This window comes from Sorangium sp. So ce119 (genome assembly GCF_051524405.1).
GTDB classification, from domain to species: domain Bacteria; phylum Myxococcota_A; class Polyangia; order Polyangiales; family Polyangiaceae; genus Sorangium; species Sorangium cellulosum_G.
On the sequence record NZ_CP150310.1, the window covers coordinates 5,714,382 to 5,738,885 of the forward strand.

The following is a 24,504-nucleotide window of genomic DNA, read 5'->3' on the forward strand; positions in this document are numbered from 1 at the left end:
GCGTTCAGTAAGAGCGGACCTGCTGGAGGTAGGTGTCGACGTTGCGCGAGAGCTCGGTGAGGCTGTCGCCGCCGAACTTCTCGAGCAGGGCGGCGGCGAGCGTGATCGCCACCATCGCCTCGCCGACGACCGAGGCGGCCGCGACCGCGCAGACGTCGCTCCGCTCGAAGGCGGCGTCGAACTGCTCCTTGGTGCGCACGTCGACCGAGGGGAGCGCGCGCTTCAGCGTGGCGATCGGCTTCATGGCGGCGCGGCAGATGAGCGGCATGCCGTTGGTGATTCCGCCCTCGAGGCCGCCGGCGCGGTTCGACGGGCGGGTGAAGGCGCTCGACGCCGGGTCGTACCCGATCGGGTCGTGCACCTCGGAGCCCGAGATGCGCGCGGCCTCGAAGCCGATGCCGATCTCGACGCCCTTGATCGCCTGGATGCTCATCAGCGCCTGCGCGAGCCGGCCGTCGAGCTTGCGGTCCCACTGCACGTGGCTGCCGAGCCCGGGCGGCAGGCCGGTGGCGATCACCTCGAAGACGCCGCCGAGCGTGTCGCCCCGGTGCGCGGCCTCGCGGATGGCGTCGCGCATCGCCTGCGCGGCGGCGGCGTCGACGCACGCGAGGTCGGAGGCGCGGGCGCGCTCGCGGAGCTCGGTGAGCGGGAGGTCGCCGAGGCCCGAGGCCGCGGAGATCTGCGACTGCACCGGGCCGATCGAGAGGACGTGGGCGAAGACCTCGACGCCGACCGACCGGAGGAGCTTGCGGCAGACGCCGCCCACCGCGACGCGCGCCGCGGTCTCGCGCGCGCTCGCCCGCTCGAGCACGTCGCGCAGGTCTCGCCGGGCGTACTTCAGGCCGCCGGCGAGATCCGCGTGGCCGGGGCGCGGGCGGGTGAGCGCCTCGGGCGGCTCGGGGAACGGCTCCGGGCCCATGCGCCCGGCCCAGCTCGCGTGATCGCGGTTCTCGATCACCATGGCGATGGGGCCGCCGAGCGTCTCGCCGCCGCGCACGCCGGCGACGAGGCGGACGCGATCGGTCTCGATCTTCATCCGCCCGCCGCGCCCGTAGCCGCGCTGGCGCCGCGCCAGATCCTCGTCGATGTCCTCCGCGAGGAGCGGCATGCCCGCCGGAATACCCTCGACGGTCGCCACGAGCTCCGGCCCGTGCGACTCGCCGGCCGAAAGCCACCTGAGCTGCGTCATCGTCTGGAAAACCTCCTCTGCGCCCGGGGCTCCGGGCCAAGCTTGCTGCCTATTACAGGTCGATCTGCTCGACGTCGACGCCCTGGGCCCCGGATCGGCCGGCGCCGTCCGTCTCGGGGCGGATCGGGGAGCGGCCGCCGTCCGCAACGTGGGTCGGGGATCGGCTCGCCCCGTCCGCGTCAACGTGGGTCGGGGATCGGCTGGCGCCGTCCCCTCCGACGACCGGCTCCCCGAGGAACCGGGCCGCCACGGAGGCGAAGCTCTTCGGGAGATCGGTGACGAGCAGCGCGAGGCTGCCCGGCGCGCTCCGGGACGTCGCGAGCCCCCGCTCGGCGAGGAACGACGCCACCTCCTCCGCGGTCGCGGACGCGCTGTCCACGATCGGGAGGGGGCCGCCGGCGAGCGCCGCCGTCTCGGCCTCGATCGCGGCGCGGAGCAGCGGGAAATGCGTGCAACCGAGCACGATCGAGCGGGCGCCCGCGCCGATGAGCGGCTCCAGGTAGCGCCGCGCGACGAGGCGCGGGACCTCGCCCTCGACCCACCCCTCCTCCGCCAGCGAGACGAGCAGCGGGGCCGCCTGGCCGGCGACCTCGGTGCGGGTGCTGAGCGACGCCACGGCGCGGGGGTAGGCGCCGGACGCGATCGTCCCCGCCGTCCCGAGCACGCCGATCGTCGCGCCGCGCGACGCGGCCACGGCGGCTCGCGCGCCGGGAAGAATGACCCCGAGGACGGGCAGGTCGAGCTCGACGCGGAGCATGTCGAGCGCGACGGCGCTCACCGTGTTGCACGCGACGACGATCGCCTTGACCCCGCGCTCGATCAGCACGCGCGCGCAGCCGAGCGCGTAGCGGACCACCGTCTCCGGAGACCGCGTGCCGTACGGGACGCGCGCCGTGTCGCCCAGGTAGACGATGTCCTCGGCCGGGCAGCGCCTGCGCAGCGCGCGCACGACCGTGAGGCCGCCGAGGCCCGAGTCGAACACCCCGAGCGGCGCGTCCCCGTGCGACGTCACGGCTCCTCGATGCGGAACAGGTGCGGCGGCTCGCGCAGGAACTGCTCGCGCGCGATCGCGTCGAGCGCGCTCCGCACGAGCCCCTCGCGCGCGTCGTGCGTGATGAGCACCACGTCCACGCCGGGCTCGCGGGCCGCCGCGGCGCCCGCGGGCGTCGAGCCCGGGCTCGCCTTCGTCGGCCCCTGCTGCACGATCTGCTCGATGCTCACGCCCGCGTCGCCGAGCGCCCCGGCGAGGCGCCCCATGACGCCCGGGCGGTCCTCGACAGCGAAGCGCAGGTAGTACCGCGAGACGATGTCGCTGAGCGGGCGGACCCGGCGAGGCTTGATCGACATGCCGCGGCCCTGCATGCCCGCGACGCCCGAGGCGATCGAGCGCGCGACGTCGAGGATGTCGGAGACGACGCTGACCGCGGTCGGCAGGTCGCCCGCGCCGCGGCCGTAGACCAGCGACGGCCCGACGGCGCGCCCCTCGAGGAGCACGGCGTTGAGCACGCCGGAGACGTTGGCGAGCACGCTCTGCTTCGGGATCAGCGTGGGGTGGACGCGCAGCTCGATGGAATCGCCGAGATCGCGGCCGATCGCGAGGTGCTTGATCGTGTAGCCGAAGCGGTCGGCGTAGCGGTGGTCGGCCTCCTCGATGGTGCGGATGCCGGAGGTGTGGACGTCGTTGCTGTCGACCTGCGCCCCGAAGGCGAGCATCGCGAGCACGATCAGCTTGTGCGCTGCGTCGTGGCCGTCGACGTCGAGAGACGGATCGGGCTTCTCGGCGTAGCCGAGATCCTGCGCCTCGCTCAGCGCGGCCTCGAACGACGCGCCCGTGTCGCGCATGCGCGTGAGGATGTAGTTGCAGGTGCCGTTCACGATCGCGGTGACGCGCTCGACCCAGTCGCTCGCGAACGCGTCCCGGAGCGTGCGGATGATCGGGATGCCGCCGCCGACCGCCCCCTCGAACGCGAGGTCGACCTGGCGCGCCGCGGCCCGCGCGAGGAGCGCGGGGCCGTGGGCGGCGAGCAGCAGCTTGTTCGCGGTGACCACGCCCTTGCCGCGGTCGATGGCGCGCTCGATCAGCGCGCGGGCGGGCGTCTCGCCGCCCATCACCTCGACGACCAGGTCGATCGTGGGGTCGTCGACCACCTCCTCCGCGCTCGTGGTGAGCAGGCCGCGATCCAGGGCTGTGACGCGCTCCTTCTCGAGGTCGCGCACGACCACGCGCTTGACCACGAGGGGCACGCCGGCGCGCTCCGCGAGGTAGCCGGAGTTCTCGGCGAGCAGGCGGAGGACGCCGCCGCCGACCGTCCCGCAGCCGAGGAGCCCGATCTGGATCGGGGCGCCGCCGCGCAGGCGCCTGCGATCGCTGGCGGCGTGGGGTTCAGGGTTCAAGTTCAAGGGCGAACCGCCTTCCGTCTTCATGCGCGCGGAGCTTAGCGCTTCTCGCGCCGAGAGGTGACGCCTATGCTGCGCGGGCCATGGCGGAAACGATCAAGGGCGTTCTGGGCGAGGAGTTCAGGTTCCACGTGGGCGAGGACGGGGGCGCCGCGGCGCGGGGGCCGCTGCTCCCGCTGCGCGTGCTCGTCGTCGCCGATCTCGTCCCCCGCGATCCGCACAACGCCGGGGCGAGCCCGCCCGCGGGCGCGATCCGGGTCGACGCGGGCCGGTTCGATAACCTCTTCGCGATGCTCCGGCCGCGGATCGCGATCGAGGTGCCGAGCGTGCTCGCGGGGGGCCGGCCGGCGCGCGTCGACCTGTCGCCCACCGGCCTGAAGAGCTTCCGGCCCGACGCCCTCTGCGCCGAGGTGCCGCTCCTGCGGTCGCTGCTCGACGCCCGGCGCGTCCTCGAGCGGCTGCGCGACGGCTCGACCACGCTCGATCAGGCGCGCGCCGAGCTCGATCGGCTCTGGGGCGGCGCCCCGCTCGGGCGCGACATCCTCGGGCTGCTCCCGGAGCGCGGAGGCGCCTCTGCCGCCCGGCCGGCGGCGCCCGCGGCAGAGCGGCCCGCCGCGCCCGCGCCCGCGGCGGGCGGCGACATCGACGCGCTGCTCTCGATGGTCGATCTCGGCGGGGGCGGCGGCGGGGAGGCCGCCCCGGCGCCGGCGACGCCCGACAACGCCGGCCCGGAGCCCTCGGACGGGGGGCGGTTCTCGGAGCTCATCGCGACCGTGGCGGCGAGCGCGCGCCCGCGCGCGGGGCAGCCCGCCCGCCCGGCCGAGGCGATCGCGCAGCTCGAGCGCGCGATCGGCGCGCAGCTCGGCGCGATCCTGCAGCACCCGGAGGTGCGGCGCCTCGAGGAGGCGTGGCGGGGGCTGAGCCTGCTCGTCGATCGCGTGAAGGCGGCGGAGGGCGTCCGGATCGAGGTCGTCAGCGCGCGGCCGGACGAGGCCGCCGGCGCGCTCGCGCGGGTGCTCGCGCAGACGGCGAGCACCGAGCCGCCGGCGTCGGTCGCGATCGTGGACGTCGCGATCGACGGCACCGCCGCCTCGCTCGCGCGGCTCGAGGAGATCGCGCGCGTCGCCGAGGCGCACGCGCTGCCCGCCGTGGTGAACGGCGCCGCGGGGCTGCTCGGGGTCGACGACCTCGGCGGCGTCGAGCGCCTCGACAACAAGGCCGCGCTGTTCCAGGCGCCGCACCGGGCGCCGTGGCGCTCCGCCGCGGCGCGCCACTGCATGCGCTGGGTCGCGATCGCCATGAACCGCGTGCTCGGCCGGATGCCCTACGACAGGTCGACCTCGCGCGTCCGGGAGGCGGCGATCGTCGAGCAGCCGGGCGACGCGGGCGGCCGCGTCTGGATCCCGCCGGCGTACCTGGTCGGCGCGCTGATCGCGGCGAGCTTCCGCGAGACGGCGTGGCCGTGCCGCATCGCGGGCGCGAAGGGCGGCGGCGTGATCGGGGACCTGCCGGTGCACGAGGTGAAGGGCGCGTACGAGGGGGACGAGGGCGTCGCGATCCCGACCGAGGCGTTCGTGTCGACGGACACCCAGCGCGATCTGGCGAAGAGCGGCGTGCTCCTGCTCGCGTCGGCCCCGAACAGCGACGCGGTGTACGTCCTCACCGCGCCGACGGCCTACGTCCCGCCCGAGAAGCTCACGTACGACAGCGCCACCGCCGAGCCGGACGCGCACCTCGATCGGGTCTCGCTGGTCGATCAGCTCTTCGTGGCGCGCGTCGTCCAGTTCCTGCGCGCCCTCTGCGCGAAGCTGCCCCCGGACAGCGACCCGGCGGAGGTCCAGCCCGTCGTCGAGGGGGCGCTGTGGACGCTGTTCGAGAACGCGCCGCCCGCCACCATCGAGCTCTCGGTGAAGGCGGCCCGCGCCGAGGGCGGGGCCCTGGTCGCCGTCGCGGTGCGCCCGCGCCGCTTCCTCGGCGTCGGGCTCGACGAGGTGTCGCTCGAGGTGCCGCTCGGCTGAGCCCGCTCGGCACGATTGACGCCGCCCGCCGCGCGGGGGAACAATGGCCGCCATGCGGCTCCGCGTCGCGATCCTCCTCTGTGTCCTGAGCACCCTGGTGACCACGTGCCAGCGGCCGGCCCCGCAAGCGCCGGCGGCCTCGTGCGGCTGCCGCAAGAAGTAGCCGCGGCCGCCGCGCCGCGCGTCCGGGCCGCGCCGCTGAGGCGGCGCTTCGCGGGCGCTACTCGCCGCAGGCGGCGGCCTCGCAGGCCGTGACGTCCGCCGCACACGCCTCGGCCATGCACGCGGCGCAGCCGTCGCCGTCCGCGGCGCACGCTCCCTCGCAGGCGCCGCGGCCCGCGGTGAACTGGCAGCGCAGCGCCTCGGAGACCTCGGCCGCCGCGCCCGGGCAGCTCTCCACGACGCAGCCGTAGAGCTCGGCGTCGCTCGCCGCCGCGGAGACGCACGCGAGCGTCTCCGCGCACGTCGCCGCGCCGGAGCCGATCCACGTCTCGGCGGGGCGCCCCTCTGCGTCGCTGCAGGTGTCGATCTCGGGGCGGCGCGGGAAGTAGGGGCCGATGAGCATGCACATCTCGTCGCGCGTGGTCAGGCCCTGCGCCACGTCGCGCGGCTCCGGGTTCACGTAATCGCAGCGGAAGTCGAGCGCCTCGCCCGCCTTGACCTCGAGCGGCGACGCGAAGACCTTCACGGGCACCTCCTCCCAGGTCTCGTTGCTGTAGATCTCCTCCATCGCGCCGTCGCCGCGGACGCGGTGGGCGGCGAAGCCCACGCCGCGCTGGTGCATGTGCGACTGGACCCGCACCAGCGAGATGTCCTCGTCGATCCGGCACCGCATGCGCGCCGAGGCCTCCCCGCTCGCGGGCACCCGGATGAAAGGGTTGTAGTGGAACAGCATGCCCGCCTCCTGCTCCACCTGCTCCGGCGGCATCGTGTAGAGGTTCACGCGCGCGTCCGCGACGATCGGCTCCGGTGTGGCGTTCACGTAATGGGTGTTCATCACGAGCACGGTGCCCGGCTCGACCTTGAGGGCGACCCCGTCCGGCAGGTCGCCGAGGAACGAGTCGCCGCCGAAGGACTGCGAGCCGGCGACCACGCCGGTGATCTCCCACGCGGCGGTCGCGCCGCTGTTGCAGTCGTGGACCTCGGCCGCGTCCACGCGGACGCCGTCGCGCGTCTCCGCCGGGATCTCCTTGTAGGCCGTCTTGTAGAGCCCGACATGGTGGCTCCCGCGCGAGAACCGGACCTCGTCGCCGCGGATGGCGAGCCCCTCGGCGGGCGCGACGAAGAGCTTGCATCGCTCGATCTCCTGCCCTGGCGCCACCGTGGAGACCATGCGGTACTGGAGGCCGTCCCCGGCCGCAGGGGGCTCGAGAGAGGCGCTGTCCGACCCCGGAGCGCCGGACTCTTCGGAGGAGCACCCGGCGAGCAACGGGGCGCAGAGCAGAGCGGTGAGGACGAAGCTACGCATGACGTGGGACCTGCAGCCTTTCTGGTCGCGCTCGGCGCAGGAAGCGCAAGAGCGCGCACGAGTCGCGCACAGGCGTGCGCGAAGCACGTCCCCGCGCTCCACGCTGCCCGAGCAGACCTGGTTTCCTGTCATGGGTTCCCGGACGGTCCGGGATCGTTCAATCCATCTGGCAGGAGCTCGGATGAAGGCGGCGTACTCCGCGCTCTCCCATGCACCGCGCCGCCGCCGCCCGCCGTCAGGCGTCAAATTCCCGACACGCCCGCTCCGCGCCGGCCTCGGCCAGGGCCGCTCTTCGGTGACGACGAAAAGCGCGCGCCTGATGGCCTGTTTCATGGCGACGGAGAGCAGCCGATTGCGTAGCTACGCAATCGCGCGGGTGAGCGGCTTCACGCGGCGCGCGCGCCCGGCGCGGCGCGGGAATACCGTCGCATCGGGACGGCGCCTGATGCGTCCGCCTTGCCTCCATCAGGATCGGCCCGTGGTTTGCAGTCTCCGAGGCTCCATGAACCGCTCCACCCAGCAGAACCTCCGCCCCGATCACCGGTTCGGCGGCCGCAGGGCCGTGGTGATCGGCGGGAGCATCGCGGGCCTCGTCGCGGCCCGGGTGCTCGCCGATCACTTCGACGAGGTGGCCGTCATCGAGCGCGACGGCATCCCCGACGATCTCCGCGAGCCCCGCAGGGGCGTGCCGCAGGCGCGCCAGGTCCACGGCCTGCTCGCCCGGGGAGAGCGCATCCTGAACGATCTCTTCCCCGGCTTCACCGAGGACCTGATCCAGGACGGGGCGGTCGCGTACGACTTCGGGCTCGGCCTCGCCTGGCACCACCTCGGCGCGTGGAAGCCGCGCTGCGCGACGGGGGTGCAGACCCTGTCCATGACCCGGCCGCTGCTCGAGGCGCACGTGCGCCGCCGGACCTTCGCGCTGCCCGGGGTGCGACGCCTGGACGACGGGCGCGAGGTGGTCGAGCTCTCGGCGTCGCGCGACCGCTCCCGGCTCACGGGCGTCGTGGTCCGGCGGCGCGACGCGCCGGGCCAGGTCGAGGCGCTGCCGGCGGAGCTCGTGGTGGACGCCAGCGGGCGCGGCTCGCGCGCGCCGGCGTGGCTCGAGGCGCTCGGGTACCCGCGCCCCCTCGAGTCGACGATCAAGGTGCGCGTCGGGTACGCGAGCCGGCAGTACCGGCCGCGCGATCCGGCGCAGGTGCCGTGGACCTCGCTGTACATCCTCGGCTCGCCGTCCGACAGCCGGCGGTTCGGCTGTATCGTGCCCGTCGAGGGCGGGCGCTGGATGGTCGTGCTCGCGGGCCTGTTCGGCGAGCACCCGCCCGCCGACCCCGAGGGCTTCCTCGAGTTCGCGCGGGGCCTGCCGCACGACGCGCTGTACCGGGCGCTGCTCGGGGCCGAGCCCGAGACGGAGATCGCCGTCTACAAGTTCCCGGCGCACCTCCGGCGGCACTACGAGCGCATGGCGCGCATGCCCGAGGGGCTCGCGGTGCTGGGCGACGCGCTCGCGAGCTTCAACCCGGTCTACGGGCAGGGGATGACGTCGGCCTGCCTCCAGGCGCTCGCGCTCGACGCCGCGCTCGCCGAGCAGCGCCGCCGCGCGGGCCAGGGCGCGATCGCGGGGCTCACCCGCCGCTACCACGCGGCCGCGGCGAGGGCGGTCGACCTGCCGTGGCAGATGTCGACGGGGGAAGACCTCGCCTACCCCGAGACCGAGGGGAAGCGGCCGCTCCTCCAGCCGGTGCTGCGCTGGTACACCGGCGTGCTGCACCGCGCCGCGCAGGTCGACCGCGAGGTCTACGTGCGCTTCGTGCGCGCGCTGCACATGCTCGATGGGCGCGAGGCGCTCGTGAGCCCGCGCCTGCTGCTGCGCGCGCTGCGCGCCGGGCTCTCGGCGTCGCTCCCCCGGATGAACGCGGCCGCCCCGGCCTACGCGCGCCAGCCCGCCGACACCTGAGCGGCCCCGGGCGGGCCGGCGATCGGCGCAGGGCCGCGCCGCCCACGGCCGCGATTGCCACGTTGTTCACCGACGCGACGACTGCCACGTTGTTGCCTGCCGGTCATGTTCTGGTAAGAAGGGCGCGCGAGGCGGCTCCTCGCGGAGACAGGACGATGACCGACCCGATGAATCCGCTGCTGGAGCTCGTCGCACGCGATCAAGAGCACGACTGCGAGGGGTATGGGCAGAACGTGTGTGTGCGGGTGGTCGGCGTCGCCGAGCTGCCGACGCGCGCCGGCCACTTCCGCATCGTCGCGTTCTGGAACAACCGCGACGCCAAGGAGCACATCGCGATGGTGCACGGCGATGTCGTCGGCGCCTCCAACGTGCCGACGAGGCTGCACTCCGAGTGCCTGACCGGCGATGTCATGGGCTCGCTGCGCTGCGACTGCCGCGATCAGCTCCTCGAAGGGCTGAAGAAGATCAAGAGCATGGAGCGCGGCATCCTGCTCTATCTGCGCCAGGAGGGCCGCGGGATCGGGCTCATCAACAAGATCCGGGCGTACGCGCTGCAAGATCAGGGGCTCGACACGGTCGAGGCGAACCTGGCGCTCGGCTTCCGGGACGACGAGCGCGACTACGCCGTCGCGGCGCACATGCTGCATAGCCTCGACGTGAAGTCGGTGAAGCTCATCACCAACAATCCGAACAAGGTCCAGCAGCTCACGCAATATGGGGTGTCCGTGGCAGGGCGCATTCCGCACGTGATCCCGCCGAACGAGCACAACCGCTTTTACCTGGAGACCAAGGCGAAGCGATCGGGCCATTTCATCGACACGTGGGGCAAGCCGCACCTCGTCGAGCAGAGCGATCCGGTCGTGGTCGACGGGATGGCGCCCCCCGAGTCCGATCGGACGCCCGCGAGCTGAGGCGACCGCGCGGCGCCGCGCGGCGGCGTTGCGCTCGCCTCGGGCCGCGGCGCCGCGCTCGCCTCACGGCGCGGCGCCGGTCAGGCGGCGTACCCGCTCGGCGTGGGGGCTCGCCGGGAACTGCGCGAGGAACGCCTCGGCGCGGGCGCGCGCCTGGTCGGCGCGCCCGCGGCGCACCAGCGCGTCGATCGCGATGATCTCCCGCTCCGGCGCGAGCCGGCCCTCCGGGAACTCGGCCCGGTGCTCGTCGAGCAGCGAGAGCGACGCCTCCGGCGATCGCGCGAGCGCCGCCCGGATCTCCGCGAGCCGCCCGGCCTCCCGGAGCAGCTCGTCGCGCGCGAGCGCCGCGGCCTGCGCAGGAGGGGGCGCGGGCGCGCCCGGGGCGGCGCTCGCCGGGGGCCGCTCTCCGCGCGCGGCGGTCGAGGCCTGGCGCTGCGGCTCGGCGCCCGGAAGCGGCGCCCCGAGCGCTTGATCGCTGCAGCCCGCGAGGTGGACGAGGAACGCGGCGGCGAGGCCGCCCGCGATCCATCGATTGTGTGACGAATGATCAACAACGACGTTCATGTCGCCGGACTCCTTACATGGTCGAGCCGCCGGAACCTCGCTGAAACGGGCTCGCTCAGCGCGCACGCCCTTTCGCGGACCGCAGCTCGCCGCCGTCGCCGCTCAGGCGGCGCGGCGTGTTCGACATCGTCAACTCGGGCACCAGCAATGGTCGCCCGGGCGCCAGCATCTCTGGCTGACAGGCGTAGTCTAAAATTGGAATCCGCTTTGTCAAGACTATTTACATACGCCGACCGGCGCATTGCGGCCCCTTGTCTATCGCCGCGACTGCCCCACTCAGAACGCGCCGGCGACGCCTACACCCACGCCTGCCGGCGCGAGCGAGAGGCGGAAACTCCGCGTGTCCGGGCCCGCAACACGCGCGCGGGGGCCGTGAAACAGAGTTGGAATCAGCACGCCGGCCGCGGAGCCGATGGCGGCGCCCGTGAGCACGTCGGAGAAGTAATGGCGGTCGGAGGCAATGCGCAGGTATCCGGAGAGCGCGGCGATCGCCATTCCCTGGGCCCAGACCCACGGCGCCGCGCGATAGCCGCGCATCGACGCCACGGTGCCGCTCGCCGCGGCGAGGGAGAAGGCCGCGGTGGAGTGGCCCGAGAAAAAGGAGAGATCGTCGTCGTGCTCGAGCGGGCGCGAGCAGCCCGCGCCCTCGCAATACAGCACGTCGGCGTTCTCGAAATGGGCATAGGGCCGCTGGCGACCGACGATGTACTTGGTGAGCTGGTTCAGGTTCATCGCCAGCACCATCGCCTGGGTGACGATCACGAGGTCGGCGGCGATGTTCTCGGTCCGGCCGTCCTGCCACGCGGCGAGCGCGGTGAGGCCCAGCGCGGAGGCGGGCGCGACGGCGAGGACCGTCACGTTGCTGACCTGGTGGGCGGCGCCGGGGTTGCCGCTCCAGAGCAGCGCGTCGCGGACCGAGGTGTCGAGCGGGCCGACCGCGCACCAGCGGCACGCGTCGGGCGCGAGGCCCTTCTTGGCGAGCTCGGAGGCGATCCACGCGGCCCCGCCGACCACGGTGACGGGCAGATCGACCTCCGGCACGTACGTGAGCTCGGGGGAAGGCCCCGCGGCGGCGGCCGGTGAGAGGGCGAAGAGGAGGGCGGAGACCGTTGTCGCAACGAGGGCGGCGCGCACGAGGCGGGCGAGCGTAGCCCGGGCGCCGGAGCACGGGAACCCGCGGTGCGGAGGCGATCGGACGAAGATCAGGCGCGCGGCGGCCCCGGCGCGGTGAGGAGCAGCCCGTCGAGCAGGCGCGCGTGGGCGTCGTCGCTCATGCGCCGGAGCTCCGCGGGGCCGGCCTTGGACAGCGCGCCCGACGCCGCGAGGGTCGCGATCCCGTGGTGCATCGCCCAGATCGGGACCGCGAGCGCCATCGGATCGCCGGGCGGGAACGCCCCGGCGCGCTGCGCCTCCTCGATGAAGCCGAGGAGCAGCCCCAGGCTCCTCGACGTGGCCGCCGCGACCCGCGGGTCGCCGGGGTCGACCTCGCTGGAGTACATCACGTGGAACGGCGCCGGGTGCTCCAGCGCGAAGCGGACGTAGGCGAAGCCGGCGGCCAGGAAGCGCGCCCGGAGGTCGCCCCCGGCCGCCTCGAGCGCGGCCGCGATCTGCGCGGCGAGCGCCGTGCTCGCCTGGACGGCGAGCTCCGTCATCAGCGCGCGCTTGCCCGGGAAGTGGCGGTAGGGCGCGGCGTGGGAGACGCCGATGCGCCGCGCCACCTCGCGCAGCGTGAAGCCCGCGTTGCCCTGCTCCTCGATGAGGGCGAGCGCCTCCTCCAGCACGGCGCGCCGGAGGTCGCCGTGGTGGTAGGGCCGGTTGATCGACGTGGGAGGCGACGTGGGAGGCGACGTGGGAGGCGACGTGGGAGGCGACGCGGGCGGCGACGCGGGCGGGCGCGACGCGGGGGCAGGCGGGGTGCGCACGCGCGCACGGCGGCGTCTCGGGGAGGAAGCCACAGCGCAGGCGCACGATACCACGAAGGCCCCGCCCCGCAGGGCGGGAGGGCGGCGTCGAAGAAAATGTAGACGGCGGAAACTTTGGCATGTTGCCACTGTCATCATCGGGCGCGCGGACGGCCCGCAGGGGGCCGGCGCGCCGCACCCACCCTGGATCACGAAAGGAGCCCCGTATGTCCGAGCCCCGTCGATCTCCCGATCGCGAACGCCTCCTCGCCGCCGTGGAGCGCGTGCGCGGCGTCGCTGCTGCCCACGCCGAGGCGTCCGAGCGGCTGCGCACGCTCGCGCCGGCGGTCGTCGACGCGCTGCGATCGAGCGGCCTCTTCGCGCTGGCCGCGCCGCGCGCGCTGGGCGGCGCCGAGTGCGATCCGCTGACGCAGGTGGAGGTCTTCGAGGCGATGGCGCGCGCGGACGCCTCGGCAGGGTGGTCGATGATGATCAGCGCGCTGCTCGCCGCGGTCGCCGGGGGCACGCTGCCCGACGCGGGGGCGCGGGAGGTGTTCGCGGGGCCCTTCCCCACGTTCGCGGGGCTCCAGGTGCCGACCGGCCTCGCGCGGCGGGTCGCGGGCGGCTTCGCGGTCGAGGGGCGCTGGGCGTTCGGCAGCGGCGTGCGGCACGCGGACTGGGTGTTCACCTGCGCCGTCGTGGCGCCGGAGGGCGGGGCGCCGCCGGCGGGGCCGCCCGAGATGATCAGCCTCGCCGTCCCGCGCGAGCGGGTCGTGATCGAGGACACGTGGGACGTCGCCGGGCTGCGCGGCACCGGGAGCGAGCACTACCGGATCGAGGGCGCGTTCGTGCCCGAGGCGCTGACGTGCCCGTTCCCGGCGGCCCCGCAGCGGCGCGGCGGCGCCCTCTATTCGCTGCCCTTCATCGCCCTGGTCGCGGCGGGGCACGTCGGCTTCGCGCTCGGCGTCGGGCGGCGCGCGCTCGACGAGATCGCGGCTGTCGCTCCACGCCGCATCAAGGCCTGGCCGCAGCTCGCGCTGGGCAGCCACGCGGCGTTCCACATGGATCTCGGGCGCACGGAGGCGAAGCTCGCGGCGGCGCGCGCCTACGCGTTCGACGCGCTCGGGCGGATGTGGGACCGGGCGCGCGCCGGGGAGGCGCTCTCGATCGAGGACTGGAGCGCGATCCGGCTCGTCCAGACGTACGTGACCGACGTGGCCGCGGAGGTCGCGGGCTTCGCGTACCGCGCCGGCGGCGGGGGCGCCCTGTTCGCGGAGAGCCCGCTGCAGCGGTGCTTCCGGGACATCCACGCGGCGACGCAGCACATCGCCGCGACCGACGACGCGTACGAGTTCGCGGGGCGCGCGCGGCTCGGGATCGCCGAGCTGCACCCGATGCTCGCCCCGCGGCCGGCCGCGGGCGACGCGCGCTGAGCGGATGTCTCGAGGGCGGCAACTCGACAGCAGCGGGTCGCGGGCTGGCGTCAGGGAGCCTCCGGCCACACCGGCCGGTCGTCGAGGATGCGCGGCCTGTGGCGCTCCAGGTAGGCGCGACACCAGGCGTCCAGCGCCTCGCGCCGGCCGACCCGGCGGATTGCCGTGTAGAGCACCAGCTCGCGCAGCTTCATGAGCCGGTCGATCTCCGCCAGCCACCGCGCGGAGAGCGCGTTCTCCTGGGCGTACCCGTCGAGGAACCGATCGCGGAACATCCGGAGTAGCCCGGGCGGCCTACCGGGGCCGAGCGGGTCGATCGCGACGTAGAAGAGGACGATTCCGAGATCGCTCGCGAACCACTCGTACGCGCAATCGTCGAAATCGATCAGCGTCAGCGCATCGCCGTCCCAGAGCACGTTGCCGAAATGGGCGTCCGTGTGCACCAGACCGAAGGCGTCTCGGTCCGTCGGCAAGCCCCGGAGCTCCGCCACGAGCCGCTCGATCCGGCCGCCGATCGGCTCGCGCTCGTCCTCCGGCAGCAGCTCCCGGGCCCTGGCGAAGTCGCCGTCCTCATGCCAGGCGTGGCGCCGCCTCGACGACGGCGGGACATACGCCCTGGTCGCGGCGTGCAGCCGGCCGAGGAGTCGCCCCCAGGCGGCCGCCACCTCCGGCGTCAGGTCGTCTGCGGAGAGCGGCGCCCCGGGCGCCTTCGCGTACGCGCGCGCGCAGACGGCCTGGCCGGGCTCGCCGAGCAGCGCCGCGTAGCGGCCGTCGGCGGCCCGGATCGCCGGCGCGGCGCGGACGCCCCGCGCGGTCAGGTACTCCAGCCACTCGCACTCCGCCTCGACAGCGTCCCGGGACCTGTGCGCGGGATCCCCGAGCTTCAGGACGGCCACGCCGTCGCGGCCCCGCGCCTCGAAGACCTGGCTCTCGAAGCCGCCGAGGAACCGGCACGTCGCCGGATCGAGCCCGTACAGCGCGAGCGCGGCCGCGAGGACGGCGGGGTCGACGGGAGCCGTCACGCCCGCAACCGGGGCGGCGCCGCGGTCAGCGCTGGCCGCCGTCCGGCGGGCACGCGACCTGCCGGGGCGGCGGGGGGTTGCACATGATGACCACGGGAGGGCCTCCGTCCTGCGACGGAAGAGCCCGCGGGCACGGGCTGGGCAAGAACTGCCTGCACGTGCCGTCCGCGTCCCGGACCACCCTCCCCCCGGGCACGGGCTGCGGCAGCGGCCCGTCCTGCGCTGCCGTCACGCCGGCCACCTGGTGCGCCTCGATGGTGGCTGCGCCCTGCGCCGTCGCTCCGCCGTCCCGCGGCGGCCCCGACGCCGCCGCGTCCTGCGCCGCCGTCGCGCCGCCGTCCGGGAGCGCCTCGGACGCCGCCGCATCTCCCACGCCGGGCGCGCCGGTCGGCGGGAGCTCCGGGGGCGGCGGGTTGGACGTCGCGTCCGGCGGATCAGGCGGCGGCTGGGTCGAGCCGCAGGCGGCCGCGCCGCCGGCCACCGTGACGAGGAACGAGGACGCGAGCGCGCGGCGGCGATGGCGCGACGAAGGCTTCATCGCGACCATCCTACGCGAGCTCGGTCACATCGTCGCGAGGCTCCGACCGGCGACGGCGCGCGTCAGGGCTCGCGGCGCTCCGGCGGGCACGCCACGAGGTCGAGCGGCTCACTTTTGCATCTTCACCCCGTGCGGGCGCGCCAGCAGGCGGTCCACATAGGCATCCAGCCTGGGGCGGCCCGTCGGGCCAGCCCAAAGGCGCATCCAGATGAACATCGAGCCGACCATCACGTCGGCCGCGGTGAACCAGTCGCCGAACAGATAAGGCCCCTCCCCGAGCTCGCCTTCGACGACGTCCATGACCGTGTCGAAATCCGTCCATCCCCGCTGCGGTTGCGTCTCGATCTTCAGCAGGCGGTCGCCCATCGCCGGCTCGAGCTGCGACGTCGAATAGACCATCAGCGACAGATAGCGGCCCCGCTGCGGCGCGCCGACCGGGGGCGCCAGCCTGGCCTCGGGGAACTTGTCCGCCAGGTACAGACAGATCGCCGCGTTCTCGAAGAGCCGGACATCGCCGTCCACCAGCGCGGGCAGCTTGCCAGCCGGGTTGATCTTCAGGAACTCCGGAGACTTGTGCTCCCGCTTCTCGAAGCTGATGGGCACGAGCTCGTACGTGGCGCCGCACTCGTCCAGCATCCACTTGGTGATCACCGCGCGACTCTGCTGGTTGAAGTAGAGCTTCATCGCAATCTCCCGTTTGAGGTTTCCCACGGAACGGCCGGGAGCATGCCAGATCACCGCCGGAGATGCACGGACAGGAGCCGCGGAGGGTCGTTCCGGAGGGCCCCGGCGTCGCGCCACTCGCCCAGGTGAACGAGCTCGTATCCGGACGAAAGCCCCGCATTCACGTACTCGGAGACGTCGTGCAGGAACGCGGGCACCCGCTCGGGCTCGCCGGTCGCCCGGTCGACGAAGTTGGCCTGGCCGCCGCGCATCTGCCGCGTCGGGTGCAGCTCGCACAGGAAGAGCTCGCCTCCCGCGCGCGAGGCCCGGGCAGCCTCGGCGAAGAGCGCCTCGAGGTGCTCGATGTGCTCCAGGACGAGCAGGGCAATCACGACGTCGGCCGAGCCGTCCGCGGCCGGCCAGGAAGAGCGGATGTCGTGCTGCACGAACCGGACGCGGGGAGACTGCACGCGGGCCCGCGCATGCCGCAACATCCCCTCGGAGAAATCGAGCGCGAGCACGCTGGCGGCGCGCTCGGCGAGCCACGGCGTGTTGCGCCCGGTGCCGCACCCGATCTCGATCACGTCGCGGCCGGTCAGATCCAGGTCGCGCTGCCGGAGGACCGCGGCCGCCAGCTCGCGGGTCCGGTTGTCGTCTTCATCGTACGTCTCGGCCCAGCGATCGTAGGCCGTGGCGATCTCAGGCTTGCTCGAAGGGGTGGACATGGGTCGAACCGGAAGGGTGTTGTCAGTCGCCAACCTGAAGGCCCCATGGCCGGCGCGGCATCGCGCCCGGCGCGGGGCCCGCCTCTACAACCCGAGCTCGCTCAGCCCGGGATGATCGTCCGGCCGCCGCCCGAGCGGCCAGTGGAACTTCCGGTCCGACGCCGCGATCCGCACGTCATTGATGCTCGCCTCGCGCCGCCGCATCAATCCATGAGCGTCGAACTCCCACTGCTCGTTGCCGTGGGACCGGTACCAGCTCCCGCTGTCGTCGCGCCACTCGTAGGCGAAGCGCACCGCGATGCGATCGCCGGTGAACGCCCACACCTCCTTGATCAGGCGGTAGTCCAGCTCCCGCTGCCACTTGCGCTGCAGGAACGCCTCGATCGCCTCCCGGCCCTGAAAGAACTCGGCCCGGTTCCGCCAGCGGCTGTCGACGGTGTACGCCTGGGCCACGCGCGCGGGATCACGGCTGTTCCAGGCGTCCTCCGCCAGCCGCGCTTTCCGGGCGGCGGTCTCGGCGGTGAAGGGCGGAAGCGGAGGGCGCGACTCGGCGGGTTCCTGGCTCACGGTGCACCTGCGCGAACCTTCCTCGAATCGCCCATCCCAGGCAACCCCTTTTCGAGCGCAGCTCCCCGGGGCACGAGCTCCCGGCGACGCGCGGCGCGGACGCCGCGGGAGCGGCGGCGAGCCTTGGCCCTCGCGCCACCCGGAAGAACTCGTTAGAATCGCGCGCTCCCATGGCTGGTCCGAACCGCGCCGCGCCCGCGACGGGCCCACGCAGCGGTCCCCGCGCGCGGGGGCCGGCGCCGTGAGCGCCGACCCGGGGGGCGCCGGCTACCTGGACGCGATCTTCGCGGCGATCCGCGGGGGCGCCAGCCAGCTCGCGGCGATGAAGACGTGGCTCGGCAGCGCCGAGCGCGCCGCCTCGTCGCCCTGGCGCTTCCAGTTCCTCGGCGCCGCGCGCGCGGCGCACCGGCGCGCCGGCGCCTTCCTCGACGAGACCGAGGAGCGGCTGCGCCGGCTCGGCCCCGCCGACCAGGTCCCGGCCCCGCTGGACCAGCTCCCCAGGAACGTGGCGGCCATGCGCGCGGATCTCCGCGACGGGGAGCAGCACCTCCATCGCCTCGAGACAGAGGCGACCTCCCGGGAGCAGGCGCGCAGCGCGGGCCGGAGCGCGCGCTCCTCGTAACGGCGGCGTCGACTCGCCGAGAGCCTCGGTATTGCCACAGCGAACACCCCGGAAGCGCCCGCCGGCGGCAGCACCGGGCGAGGGCGGCGCGCGATCCCGTGAACGACCCTGCTCATCGCGACATGAGGAGATCCAGACCGCCAGGGTCCGGCGCGCGCCCCGTGCTTCTGCTGGAGCCGCGCCGCCTGCTCCGCGTAGGCCTCGTCGAGGAAGAGCGCCCAGGCGTTGACCACGGCGATACCGCCGTTCCGCGCGAGCGCGCGCAGCGCGTCGTCATCGAGCTGGCGGCGGTGGTGCGCCGCGCCGCGCACCGAGGAAGAGGCGATGATCGGCGCGCTCGCCACCTCGAGGACCGACCGGAACGTGGCCGCCGACGCGTGCGAGACGTCGACGAGCATGCCAATCCGCTGCATCTCGCGGACCACCTCCTCCCCGAAGGGCGAGAGGCCGCGGTGGCGGGCGGCCGGAGGATCGAGGGCTCCCCCGGCGGAGTCCGCCCAGTCGTTCGTGCTCGTGTGCGTGAGCGTCATGTAGCGGACGCCGAGGCGGTAAAACGAGCGCAGCGCAGGCAGGGAGTTCTCGAGGGCGTGCCCGCCCTCGATGCCCATGAGCGCGGCGACCCTGCCCTGGCGCTTCGCGCGGCGCAGGTCGCGCGCGCTCGTGGCCAGCACCAGCTCCTCGCCGTGGCGCTCGACCTGCCGGTAGGTCGCGTCGATGAGGTCGAGCGCGCGGCGCGCGGCGCCGCCGTGCAGCGCCTGTCGCTGCACGGGAAGCGCGCCGACGTGGATCGGGAAGAGCTCTCCTGTGATGCCAGCCGCCTTCATCCTGGCGAGATCGGCGGGCGTGGCCTCGCGGCCCGGGCTCACCAGATCGCGCGGGCCGCCAAGGATGAGCGGTGGAATCCGGTCGTGGCCGTCCACGAGGACGGCGGCAGCGCGCAGCCGCGCGGCCCGCTGCTCCGGGGTCTCGAGCGCTCCAGAGCTCCCGGCGGCGCCGTCTGGCGCCGCCGCGGGCGCGGGCGCGGCGTCGGCCGGCTCGGAGAACGGGTACATCGCTGGAGGCGCCGGGACAGGAGCGCAGGCCGCGAGCGCCACCGCGGTGAGGAGCGCGAGGGGGTACAACGTGCGCACGGGCCCATCGTATCACGCGCGATCGCCGCGCGCGGACCGCCAGAATGGTAGAGCCCGGCGATCGCGCGGAGCGGCGCGGCGTCGCGGGCGCCGCGAGCAGCCTGGCTCAGCGCGGCAGGGGAACCCAAGCGCCGTCCGTCGGGACGTCGATGCGCGCGGGCAGGCGCTGCGCGGCGGCGCGCTGGACGAAGGCGGTGACCGGCTCGCGGTAATGGCCGAACGTGGTGTGGTGGATCGGGATCACGTGGCGGGCGCGGAGGAGCGCCGCGGCGGCGACCGCTTCCTCGGCGTCCATGGTGCGGAGGCCGCGCGCGCCGTCGACGCCGACGGCGCCGAGGTGCGGCAGCCAGAGGTCGATGGGCGCGAAGCGGGCCGCCACCGCGCGCATGCGATCGGTGAAGACCGAATCGCCGGTCCAGTAGACCGAATAGGGCGCCGCGCCCTCCCAGCGAAGCACATAGCCGTTGCCCTTTCCGAGCGTCGCGTCGAGCGCCGCGTCGTGGGTGTGGTTCGCCGGCACTGCGAGGATCCGGAGGCGGCCGGAGCGGGTCGGTATCACCGTCTCGCCGTCCCAGTCGAGCGGGGTCAGCCTGGTGAACCCCGCAGCGCGCGCCGCCTCGACCGCGTCGGGAGGGAGGACGAAGACGATGTCCTTCGGGAGCACCTGTCTCGCGACCGCATCGAAATGGTCAGCGTGGTTGTGGCTGAGGAGGATGAGGTCGAGGCGCCCGATGGGCTCCGCGGGAGGATCGGTGTAGCGGGCCACCGGCGCGTTCTCGACGCCGGTCGACGGGTGCCGGGGGAGGACGAACGCCGCAGGGCCGCGCGGACCGAGGACGGGATCGGTGAGCAGCCGGAGGCCGTCCCGCTCGAGGATCGCCGTCGGACCGCCGCGCCACTGGAGGCGCCCGCCCGAGGCCTCGGCCGGCGCGGTCGAAGGCGCGGCCGCCGGCGGCGCGCTGGGCTCGACGCGCGTCGCCGGCGCGCAGCTGGTCAGGAGGAGCGCGACCAGCGGAGCGGCGATCGATCGCCCTCGCGCCGACCACCGCCGCGGAAGGCGCGTCGCGCGCTCGGCACGGACGATCTCCGCCGTGGTGCGCGGCGGGCGCGCCTCGACTCGTCCACTCAAGCCGCCTGGGACACTCGTGCTCTCGTTCATCGTCGTCGCCTCCCTGGCCGCGCTGGGGTGAGGAGCAGCTCGGCGAGAGAACGCGCGCGCGCGGCGGCGCCCGGTCCCCCTTCGCGGACGGCGGTCACCGTCGCGCCGTCGATCAGCAGCATGAGCTGCGGCGCCAGCGCTCCGGCGTCCGGCGCGCCGGCCTCGCGCAAGAGCCTCGCCAGATAGTCGATGAGCCGCTGCTTGTGGCGCTGCGAGGCCTCGTGCGCGGGGTGGCTCCGGCTCGCCACCTCGACCATCGTGTTGAGAAACGCGCAGCCGCGAAAGTCGTTGTCGGCGAACCGCTCGGCGAGCGCGCCGAAGACCGCGAGCGGCCGGTCCCGCGGGTCGCTCGCGAGGGCCTCGACGCGCCCGGCCAGCCACTCGCGAAAGCGCGCGTCGCGCGCGTCGAGCACCGCCACGAGCAGGTCGTCCTTGGTCCGGAAGTGACGGTAGAAGGTGGCCTTCGCGACGTCCGCCTCGGCGATCAGACGATCAACGCCGACGGCGCGATACCCCTCGGCGTAGAAGAGGCGCTCCGCGACCTCGAGGATGTGGCGCCGGATGTCGCTCACGACCTCGTGAATAAGACAGACAGGTCTGTCTTGTCAAGGACACGACGAGCCGGAGCACGCGCCCGCAAGGGCCACGCCATTGTCTCCCCACAACGTAAAATTCCCATGATGGCGCACAAATGCGCCGCAGCGCGCAGGAGGGCGTCGCAGCGCAACGTCACAGCGCAGCGGAGGTCGTCACAGCGCCCTGCTGCGAGGGCAGCGCGCCGGCGCCGCGAGGCGGCGGGCGCGGCCTGCGCCGCGCGACGCGGCGGCGCCCCGGCGGGCCCGCGGCGCCGGTGGGGGGCGCCTTCATGGGTCGACAGAGCTCAATCCGATGCGAGCAGGAGCCCGCTCGCCGAGAGCGCGATGAGGGAGGGATCCGCGGCATCGGTGTTCACGATGGCGGCCACGGCGGCCTGCTGCTCGGGGTAATACAGCACGATCGTGGCGAAGCCCGGAATGCCGCCGTCGTGGCCGAGCGCGGGGACTCCCAGGATCTCGCGCCCGATGACGAGCGTCCCGAGCCCGTAGCCCTGGCCCGCGACGCCGGTGGGCACGGGATCCGCGAGCATCTCTGCCCGCGACGCCGGATCGAGCGCCGCGCCGTCGTAGAGCGCCACCGCCCAGCGGGCGAGGTCCCCCGCGCTCGCCACCAGGGCGCCGGCGGACCACGGCAACGAGGGATGGATGAGCGACGTGATGTCGACCCCCTCGGCGGTGTAGCCGCGGGCGAGCTCACCTGCGATCGGCTCCTCTCCGTCGAACGAGGTGCTCGAGAGCGCGTTTGGATCGAGCAGCCGATCGCGGATCACCTCGGCGACGCCCTCGCCTGTCGCGGCCTCGATGATCATCCCGAGGAGGATGTAGTTCGTGTTCGAGTAATGCCACCCCTCGCCGGGCGCGAAATAGGGATCGTGCTCGGCGGCGATGGCGACGATCTCCCCGGGGCTCCAGACATGGCCCGGATCGGCGAGGACGGTAGGCGCGAGCTCCGCGTCCTCCGTGTAGTCGAAGATGCCGCTCGAGTGGTTCAGGAGCTGTCGCACGGTGATGCCGTCCGCGCCGGGGAACGTCGCGATCCACGTCGAGAGCGGATCATCCAGGTCGAGCGCGCCCTCGTGCGCGAGCCGGAGCACCGCGGCCGCGACGTAGGTCTTGGTCACGCTGCCGATGCGGAGCACGTGGTCCGCGCGCATCGGGTCGCCCGGCGCGGACTCGCCGCTCGCGAAGTCCTGGATGCCGCAGTCCGGCGTGCTGACCGCGAGGACGGCGCCCGAGGTGCCGAGGGCCTCCCGCGCCCCGTCGAGGCGCGCCTGAAGGGCCCCCGCGAGCTCGGCGCAGGCGTCCACGCTGCCGCCCCCCTCGCCTCCCGCGCCGCCGCCTGCGCCGCCCCCGCCCTCGTTCGCGCCGCCCGCGCCGCCGCCCCCGCCCTCGTTCGCGCCACCTGCGCCGCCGCCCCCGCCCTCGTTCGCGCCACCTGCGCCGCCGCCCCCGCCCTCGTTCGCGCCGCCCTCGTTCGCGCCACCTGCGCCACCTGCGCCGCCGCCCCCGCCCTCGTTCGCGCCGCCCGCGCCGCCGCCCCCGCCCTCGTTCGCGCCGCCCGCGCCACCGCCGCCCTCGTTCGCGCCACCGCCCTCGTTCGCGCCACCGCCCTCGTTCGCGCCGCCTTCGCCGCCCGCGCCACCGGAGCTGGTCGTCGGTGACGCGCTCGACGAGTCCACGGTCTCGTCGCCGTTGCAGCCAGCGCCGAGGGTGAGCGCGCTCGAGGCCAGCAGGGCGAGAAGGAAGCCATGATGTCGAGAGACTTGGTTCGAGGTTCGCATGCGATCTCCAGGGCAAGAATCCGGGTTGGCGCGACAGTACTGAACCGGCGCGCGAGCACAAGGGCGCAGCGTCGAGCCGCGTCGATTCCTACCTGTCGATGGCAGACACAACAGTCGCGTTGAGCCGCCTCAGCCGCCCGCGCGAGATCGCCGAGCGCTACACCCGGTACGTCTCAGGCGCAGACAGGCCGCGACGGGCGGCGGTCGTCGGCGCAGGACACGACAGCTCGAGAATCGACACCGACGATCCAACAAAGACATAGATCACGCCCGCTCTGCCGCGGGCAGCGCTGCGCTGCCCTGCATTCGCAGACAGGCTGAACAACTTGACTATCGGTCGCTCCGCCGTAATCTGCGCCACCCGTCGACGACCATCGAGCGCGGAGCGTGGCGCGACCAAGAGGTGGCTCGTGAACTCCGGACATCTGGTTACGCCCAAGCTTCGGCTGGTGAGGCCGCTCGGACAAGGAGGCATGGGGACCGTCTGGGTAGCCGACCACCTCTCGCTCGGGTCGCAGGTCGCCGTGAAGCTCATGGCCCCGGAGATCGCGCGGTGCCCCGGGTTCATCGAGCGGTTCCGGCGTGAGGCGATGGCCGCGGCGCAGATCAAGAGCCCCCATGTCGCCCAGGTGTTCGATCACGGGATCACGGACGCGGGGGTCCCGTACATCCTCATGGAGCTGCTCGAGGGGGAAGATCTGAAGCGCAGGATCACCCGCCTTGGCCCCATGTCACTGCACGAGCTCGCGCGCGTCGTGCGGCAGGTCGCGAGGGCGCTCGGGCGCGCGCACCAGCTCGGCATCGTCCACCGCGACATCAAGCCGGACAACATCTTCCTCGCCGACGCCGAGGGCCAGGCCTTCTTCGTCAAGGTGCTGGATTTCGGCGTGGCCAAGCAGCCCGTGAGCCGCGATCAGGCCATGACGTCGACGGGCAGCTCGTTCGGGACTCCGATGTACATGAGCCCCGAGCAGCTCCTCAGCGCCAAGCACGTCGACTTCCGCGCGGATCTGTGGGCGCTCGGCGTCGTCGGGTATTACGCGATGACGGGCCGGGCGCCGTTCACCGGAGAGACCCTGGGCGCGCTCTCCGTGGCCGTCAACGCCGGCGTGTTCACGCTCCCGAGCGCCGTGAGGCCAGGCGTGCCGCGCGGCGTGGACGCCTGGGTGGCGAGGGCCCTCCAGCGCGATCCCGCGGCGCGGTTCGGATCGGTCAAGGAGATGGCCAGCGCGCTCGACGAGGCGGTGCTCGGCCTCGAGCACGCGCCGACGCTTCCGGCCAGCGCGCGCGACCCCCGGCCAGGACCGCCGCCGCCGTGCTCGACGGGCGGAGCGGGAGCACCGGCGCACGGGCCCGGAGGCGTGGGGTCGCCCCACAGCGGCGGCCAGGCGCGCACGTTCAACGGGCTCGTCATGCCCGGCGCGGGCGCCCGTCGGGGCAGCGCCGGCGTCCTGATCGCAGGGGTCGCGCTCGCAGGGGCGGCGGCGCTCGGCCTGGGCATCCCCTGGATGCACAGCGATCCGCCGGAGCACGGCGCGCCCGCCGCGGACAGCCCGGCCGCGCGCGGCGCGCCCGACCAGGAATTGCCGCCGGAGCCGCCGCCCGCGCCGCCCGCAGAGGAGACCCGGGCGGCCGCGCTCCCGGCGGCGTCCACGACGACGCCGCCCCCGCAGCCCGCGGCCTCGCCGTCCCCCGCCCTGCCGGCGGCTCCCAGGGCGACGCGCGCCGCCTCGAACGCGCGCCCGCAGCCGAGGCCCACGCCCACCGCAAGGACGAACGCGCGCGCCCGCACGGACCGGATCGGCTTCTGAGCAGGTCGTCGCCGTCGAGCGCGCGTCGACGGCGTCGCCCGGGGCGATCTCG

The 24,504-nt window shown here is 74.2% G+C and carries 21 protein-coding genes; 5 read left to right on the forward strand and 16 right to left on the reverse strand.

The features are described from left to right. Positions 1 to 4: 4 nt before the first annotated feature. From aroC to WME76_RS21550, 3 genes are read right to left on the reverse strand one after another with little or no spacing between them, the layout of a single operon-like run. Entirely contained in the window at positions 5 to 1,189 is a 1,185-nt protein-coding gene (gene aroC, locus WME76_RS21540) for a chorismate synthase (RefSeq protein ID WP_437961950.1), read from the reverse strand. Between the two features lie 52 nt (positions 1,190 to 1,241). Further along, positions 1,242 to 2,201 carry a glutamate racemase gene (gene murI / locus WME76_RS21545; RefSeq protein WP_437961951.1) on the reverse strand — a complete coding sequence of 320 codons (960 nt, stop codon included), beginning with the start codon at positions 2,199 to 2,201 and terminating at the stop codon, positions 1,242 to 1,244. Beyond that, positions 2,198 to 3,589: a homoserine dehydrogenase gene (locus tag WME76_RS21550; protein WP_437961952.1), complete on the reverse strand. Its 1,392-nt coding sequence runs from the start codon at positions 3,587 to 3,589 to the stop codon at positions 2,198 to 2,200. The genes murI and WME76_RS21550 overlap by 4 nt, the downstream gene beginning before the upstream one ends. Before the next feature lie 80 nt (positions 3,590 to 3,669). On the opposite strand from WME76_RS21550, the gene WME76_RS21555 reads away from it, so the two are divergent. Further along, the gene (locus WME76_RS21555) at positions 3,670 to 5,604 is read left to right on the forward strand and encodes a type VI secretion system contractile sheath domain-containing protein (RefSeq protein ID WP_437961953.1); all 1,935 of its coding nucleotides are present in this window, start codon (positions 3,670 to 3,672) and stop codon (positions 5,602 to 5,604) included. A gap of 220 nt (positions 5,605 to 5,824) precedes the next feature. On the opposite strand, the gene WME76_RS21560 is transcribed toward WME76_RS21555, so the two are convergent. Then, positions 5,825 to 7,072 (reverse strand): hypothetical protein, encoded by a 1,248-nt coding sequence (locus tag WME76_RS21560; protein WP_437961954.1) that lies wholly within the window; start codon positions 7,070 to 7,072, stop codon positions 5,825 to 5,827. A 502-nt stretch (positions 7,073 to 7,574) separates the two neighbouring features. Between WME76_RS21560 and WME76_RS21565 the strand changes: the two genes are divergently transcribed. Both WME76_RS21565 and ribA read left to right on the forward strand, forming a co-directional pair. After that, positions 7,575 to 9,029: an FAD-dependent oxidoreductase gene (locus tag WME76_RS21565; protein WP_437961955.1), complete on the forward strand. Its 1,455-nt coding sequence runs from the start codon at positions 7,575 to 7,577 to the stop codon at positions 9,027 to 9,029. Positions 9,030 to 9,196: 167 nt separating this feature from the next. Beyond that, positions 9,197 to 9,940, forward strand: a complete 744-nt coding sequence (ribA, locus tag WME76_RS21570) for a GTP cyclohydrolase II (RefSeq protein WP_437961956.1) — start codon at positions 9,197 to 9,199, stop codon at positions 9,938 to 9,940. Between the two features lie 63 nt (positions 9,941 to 10,003). Here ribA and WME76_RS21575 read toward each other — a convergent pair whose 3' ends face one another. The 3 genes from WME76_RS21575 to WME76_RS21585 all read right to left on the reverse strand — a co-directional run bounded on the left by WME76_RS21575 (position 10,004) and on the right by WME76_RS21585 (position 12,426). Continuing rightward, entirely contained in the window at positions 10,004 to 10,504 is a 501-nt protein-coding gene (locus WME76_RS21575; RefSeq protein ID WP_437961957.1) for a hypothetical protein, read from the reverse strand. A gap of 276 nt (positions 10,505 to 10,780) precedes the next feature. Next, the gene (locus WME76_RS21580; protein ID WP_437961958.1) at positions 10,781 to 11,638 is read right to left on the reverse strand and encodes a phosphatase PAP2 family protein; all 858 of its coding nucleotides are present in this window, start codon (positions 11,636 to 11,638) and stop codon (positions 10,781 to 10,783) included. A gap of 68 nt (positions 11,639 to 11,706) precedes the next feature. Next, complete coding sequence (locus tag WME76_RS21585; protein WP_437961959.1) at positions 11,707 to 12,426, reverse strand: TetR/AcrR family transcriptional regulator; 720 nt, start codon at positions 12,424 to 12,426, stop codon at positions 11,707 to 11,709. A 206-nt stretch (positions 12,427 to 12,632) separates the two neighbouring features. Here WME76_RS21585 and WME76_RS21590 point away from each other — a divergent pair, with 206 nt between their 5' ends. Continuing rightward, a complete protein-coding gene (locus tag WME76_RS21590) occupies positions 12,633 to 13,838 on the forward strand; it encodes an acyl-CoA dehydrogenase family protein (protein WP_437961960.1) in 1,206 nt (401 codons plus the stop codon). 50 nt (positions 13,839 to 13,888) lie between these two features. Here the strand turns inward: WME76_RS21590 and WME76_RS21595 are convergent, their stop codons facing one another. The 9 genes from WME76_RS21595 to WME76_RS21635 form a co-directional block, all read right to left on the reverse strand. Then, positions 13,889 to 14,860: a phosphotransferase enzyme family protein gene (locus WME76_RS21595; protein ID WP_437961961.1), complete on the reverse strand. Its 972-nt coding sequence runs from the start codon at positions 14,858 to 14,860 to the stop codon at positions 13,889 to 13,891. A gap of 25 nt (positions 14,861 to 14,885) precedes the next feature. Further along, positions 14,886 to 15,398 (reverse strand): hypothetical protein, encoded by a 513-nt coding sequence (locus WME76_RS21600; RefSeq protein ID WP_437961962.1) that lies wholly within the window; start codon positions 15,396 to 15,398, stop codon positions 14,886 to 14,888. 108 nt (positions 15,399 to 15,506) lie between these two features. Next, positions 15,507 to 16,082 (reverse strand): glutathione S-transferase family protein, encoded by a 576-nt coding sequence (locus WME76_RS21605; RefSeq protein ID WP_437962138.1) that lies wholly within the window; start codon positions 16,080 to 16,082, stop codon positions 15,507 to 15,509. 50 nt (positions 16,083 to 16,132) lie between these two features. Further along, positions 16,133 to 16,786, reverse strand: a complete 654-nt coding sequence (locus WME76_RS21610) for a class I SAM-dependent methyltransferase (protein WP_437961963.1) — start codon at positions 16,784 to 16,786, stop codon at positions 16,133 to 16,135. An 84-nt stretch (positions 16,787 to 16,870) separates the two neighbouring features. Beyond that, positions 16,871 to 17,353: a DUF1348 family protein gene (locus WME76_RS21615; RefSeq protein WP_437961964.1), complete on the reverse strand. Its 483-nt coding sequence runs from the start codon at positions 17,351 to 17,353 to the stop codon at positions 16,871 to 16,873. A gap of 267 nt (positions 17,354 to 17,620) precedes the next feature. After that, a complete protein-coding gene (locus WME76_RS21620; protein WP_437961965.1) occupies positions 17,621 to 19,105 on the reverse strand; it encodes a dipeptidase in 1,485 nt (494 codons plus the stop codon). A 106-nt stretch (positions 19,106 to 19,211) separates the two neighbouring features. Beyond that, entirely contained in the window at positions 19,212 to 20,234 is a 1,023-nt protein-coding gene (locus tag WME76_RS21625) for an MBL fold metallo-hydrolase (protein ID WP_437961966.1), read from the reverse strand. Positions 20,235 to 20,260: 26 nt separating this feature from the next. Beyond that, entirely contained in the window at positions 20,261 to 20,836 is a 576-nt protein-coding gene (locus WME76_RS21630) for a TetR/AcrR family transcriptional regulator (RefSeq protein WP_437961967.1), read from the reverse strand. A 308-nt stretch (positions 20,837 to 21,144) separates the two neighbouring features. Beyond that, the gene (locus WME76_RS21635; protein ID WP_437961968.1) at positions 21,145 to 22,641 is read right to left on the reverse strand and encodes a serine hydrolase domain-containing protein; all 1,497 of its coding nucleotides are present in this window, start codon (positions 22,639 to 22,641) and stop codon (positions 21,145 to 21,147) included. Positions 22,642 to 23,090: 449 nt separating this feature from the next. On the opposite strand from WME76_RS21635, the gene WME76_RS21640 reads away from it, so the two are divergent. Further along, entirely contained in the window at positions 23,091 to 24,452 is a 1,362-nt protein-coding gene (locus WME76_RS21640) for a serine/threonine-protein kinase (RefSeq protein WP_437961969.1), read from the forward strand. The last annotated feature ends 52 nt before the right edge of the window (positions 24,453 to 24,504 follow it).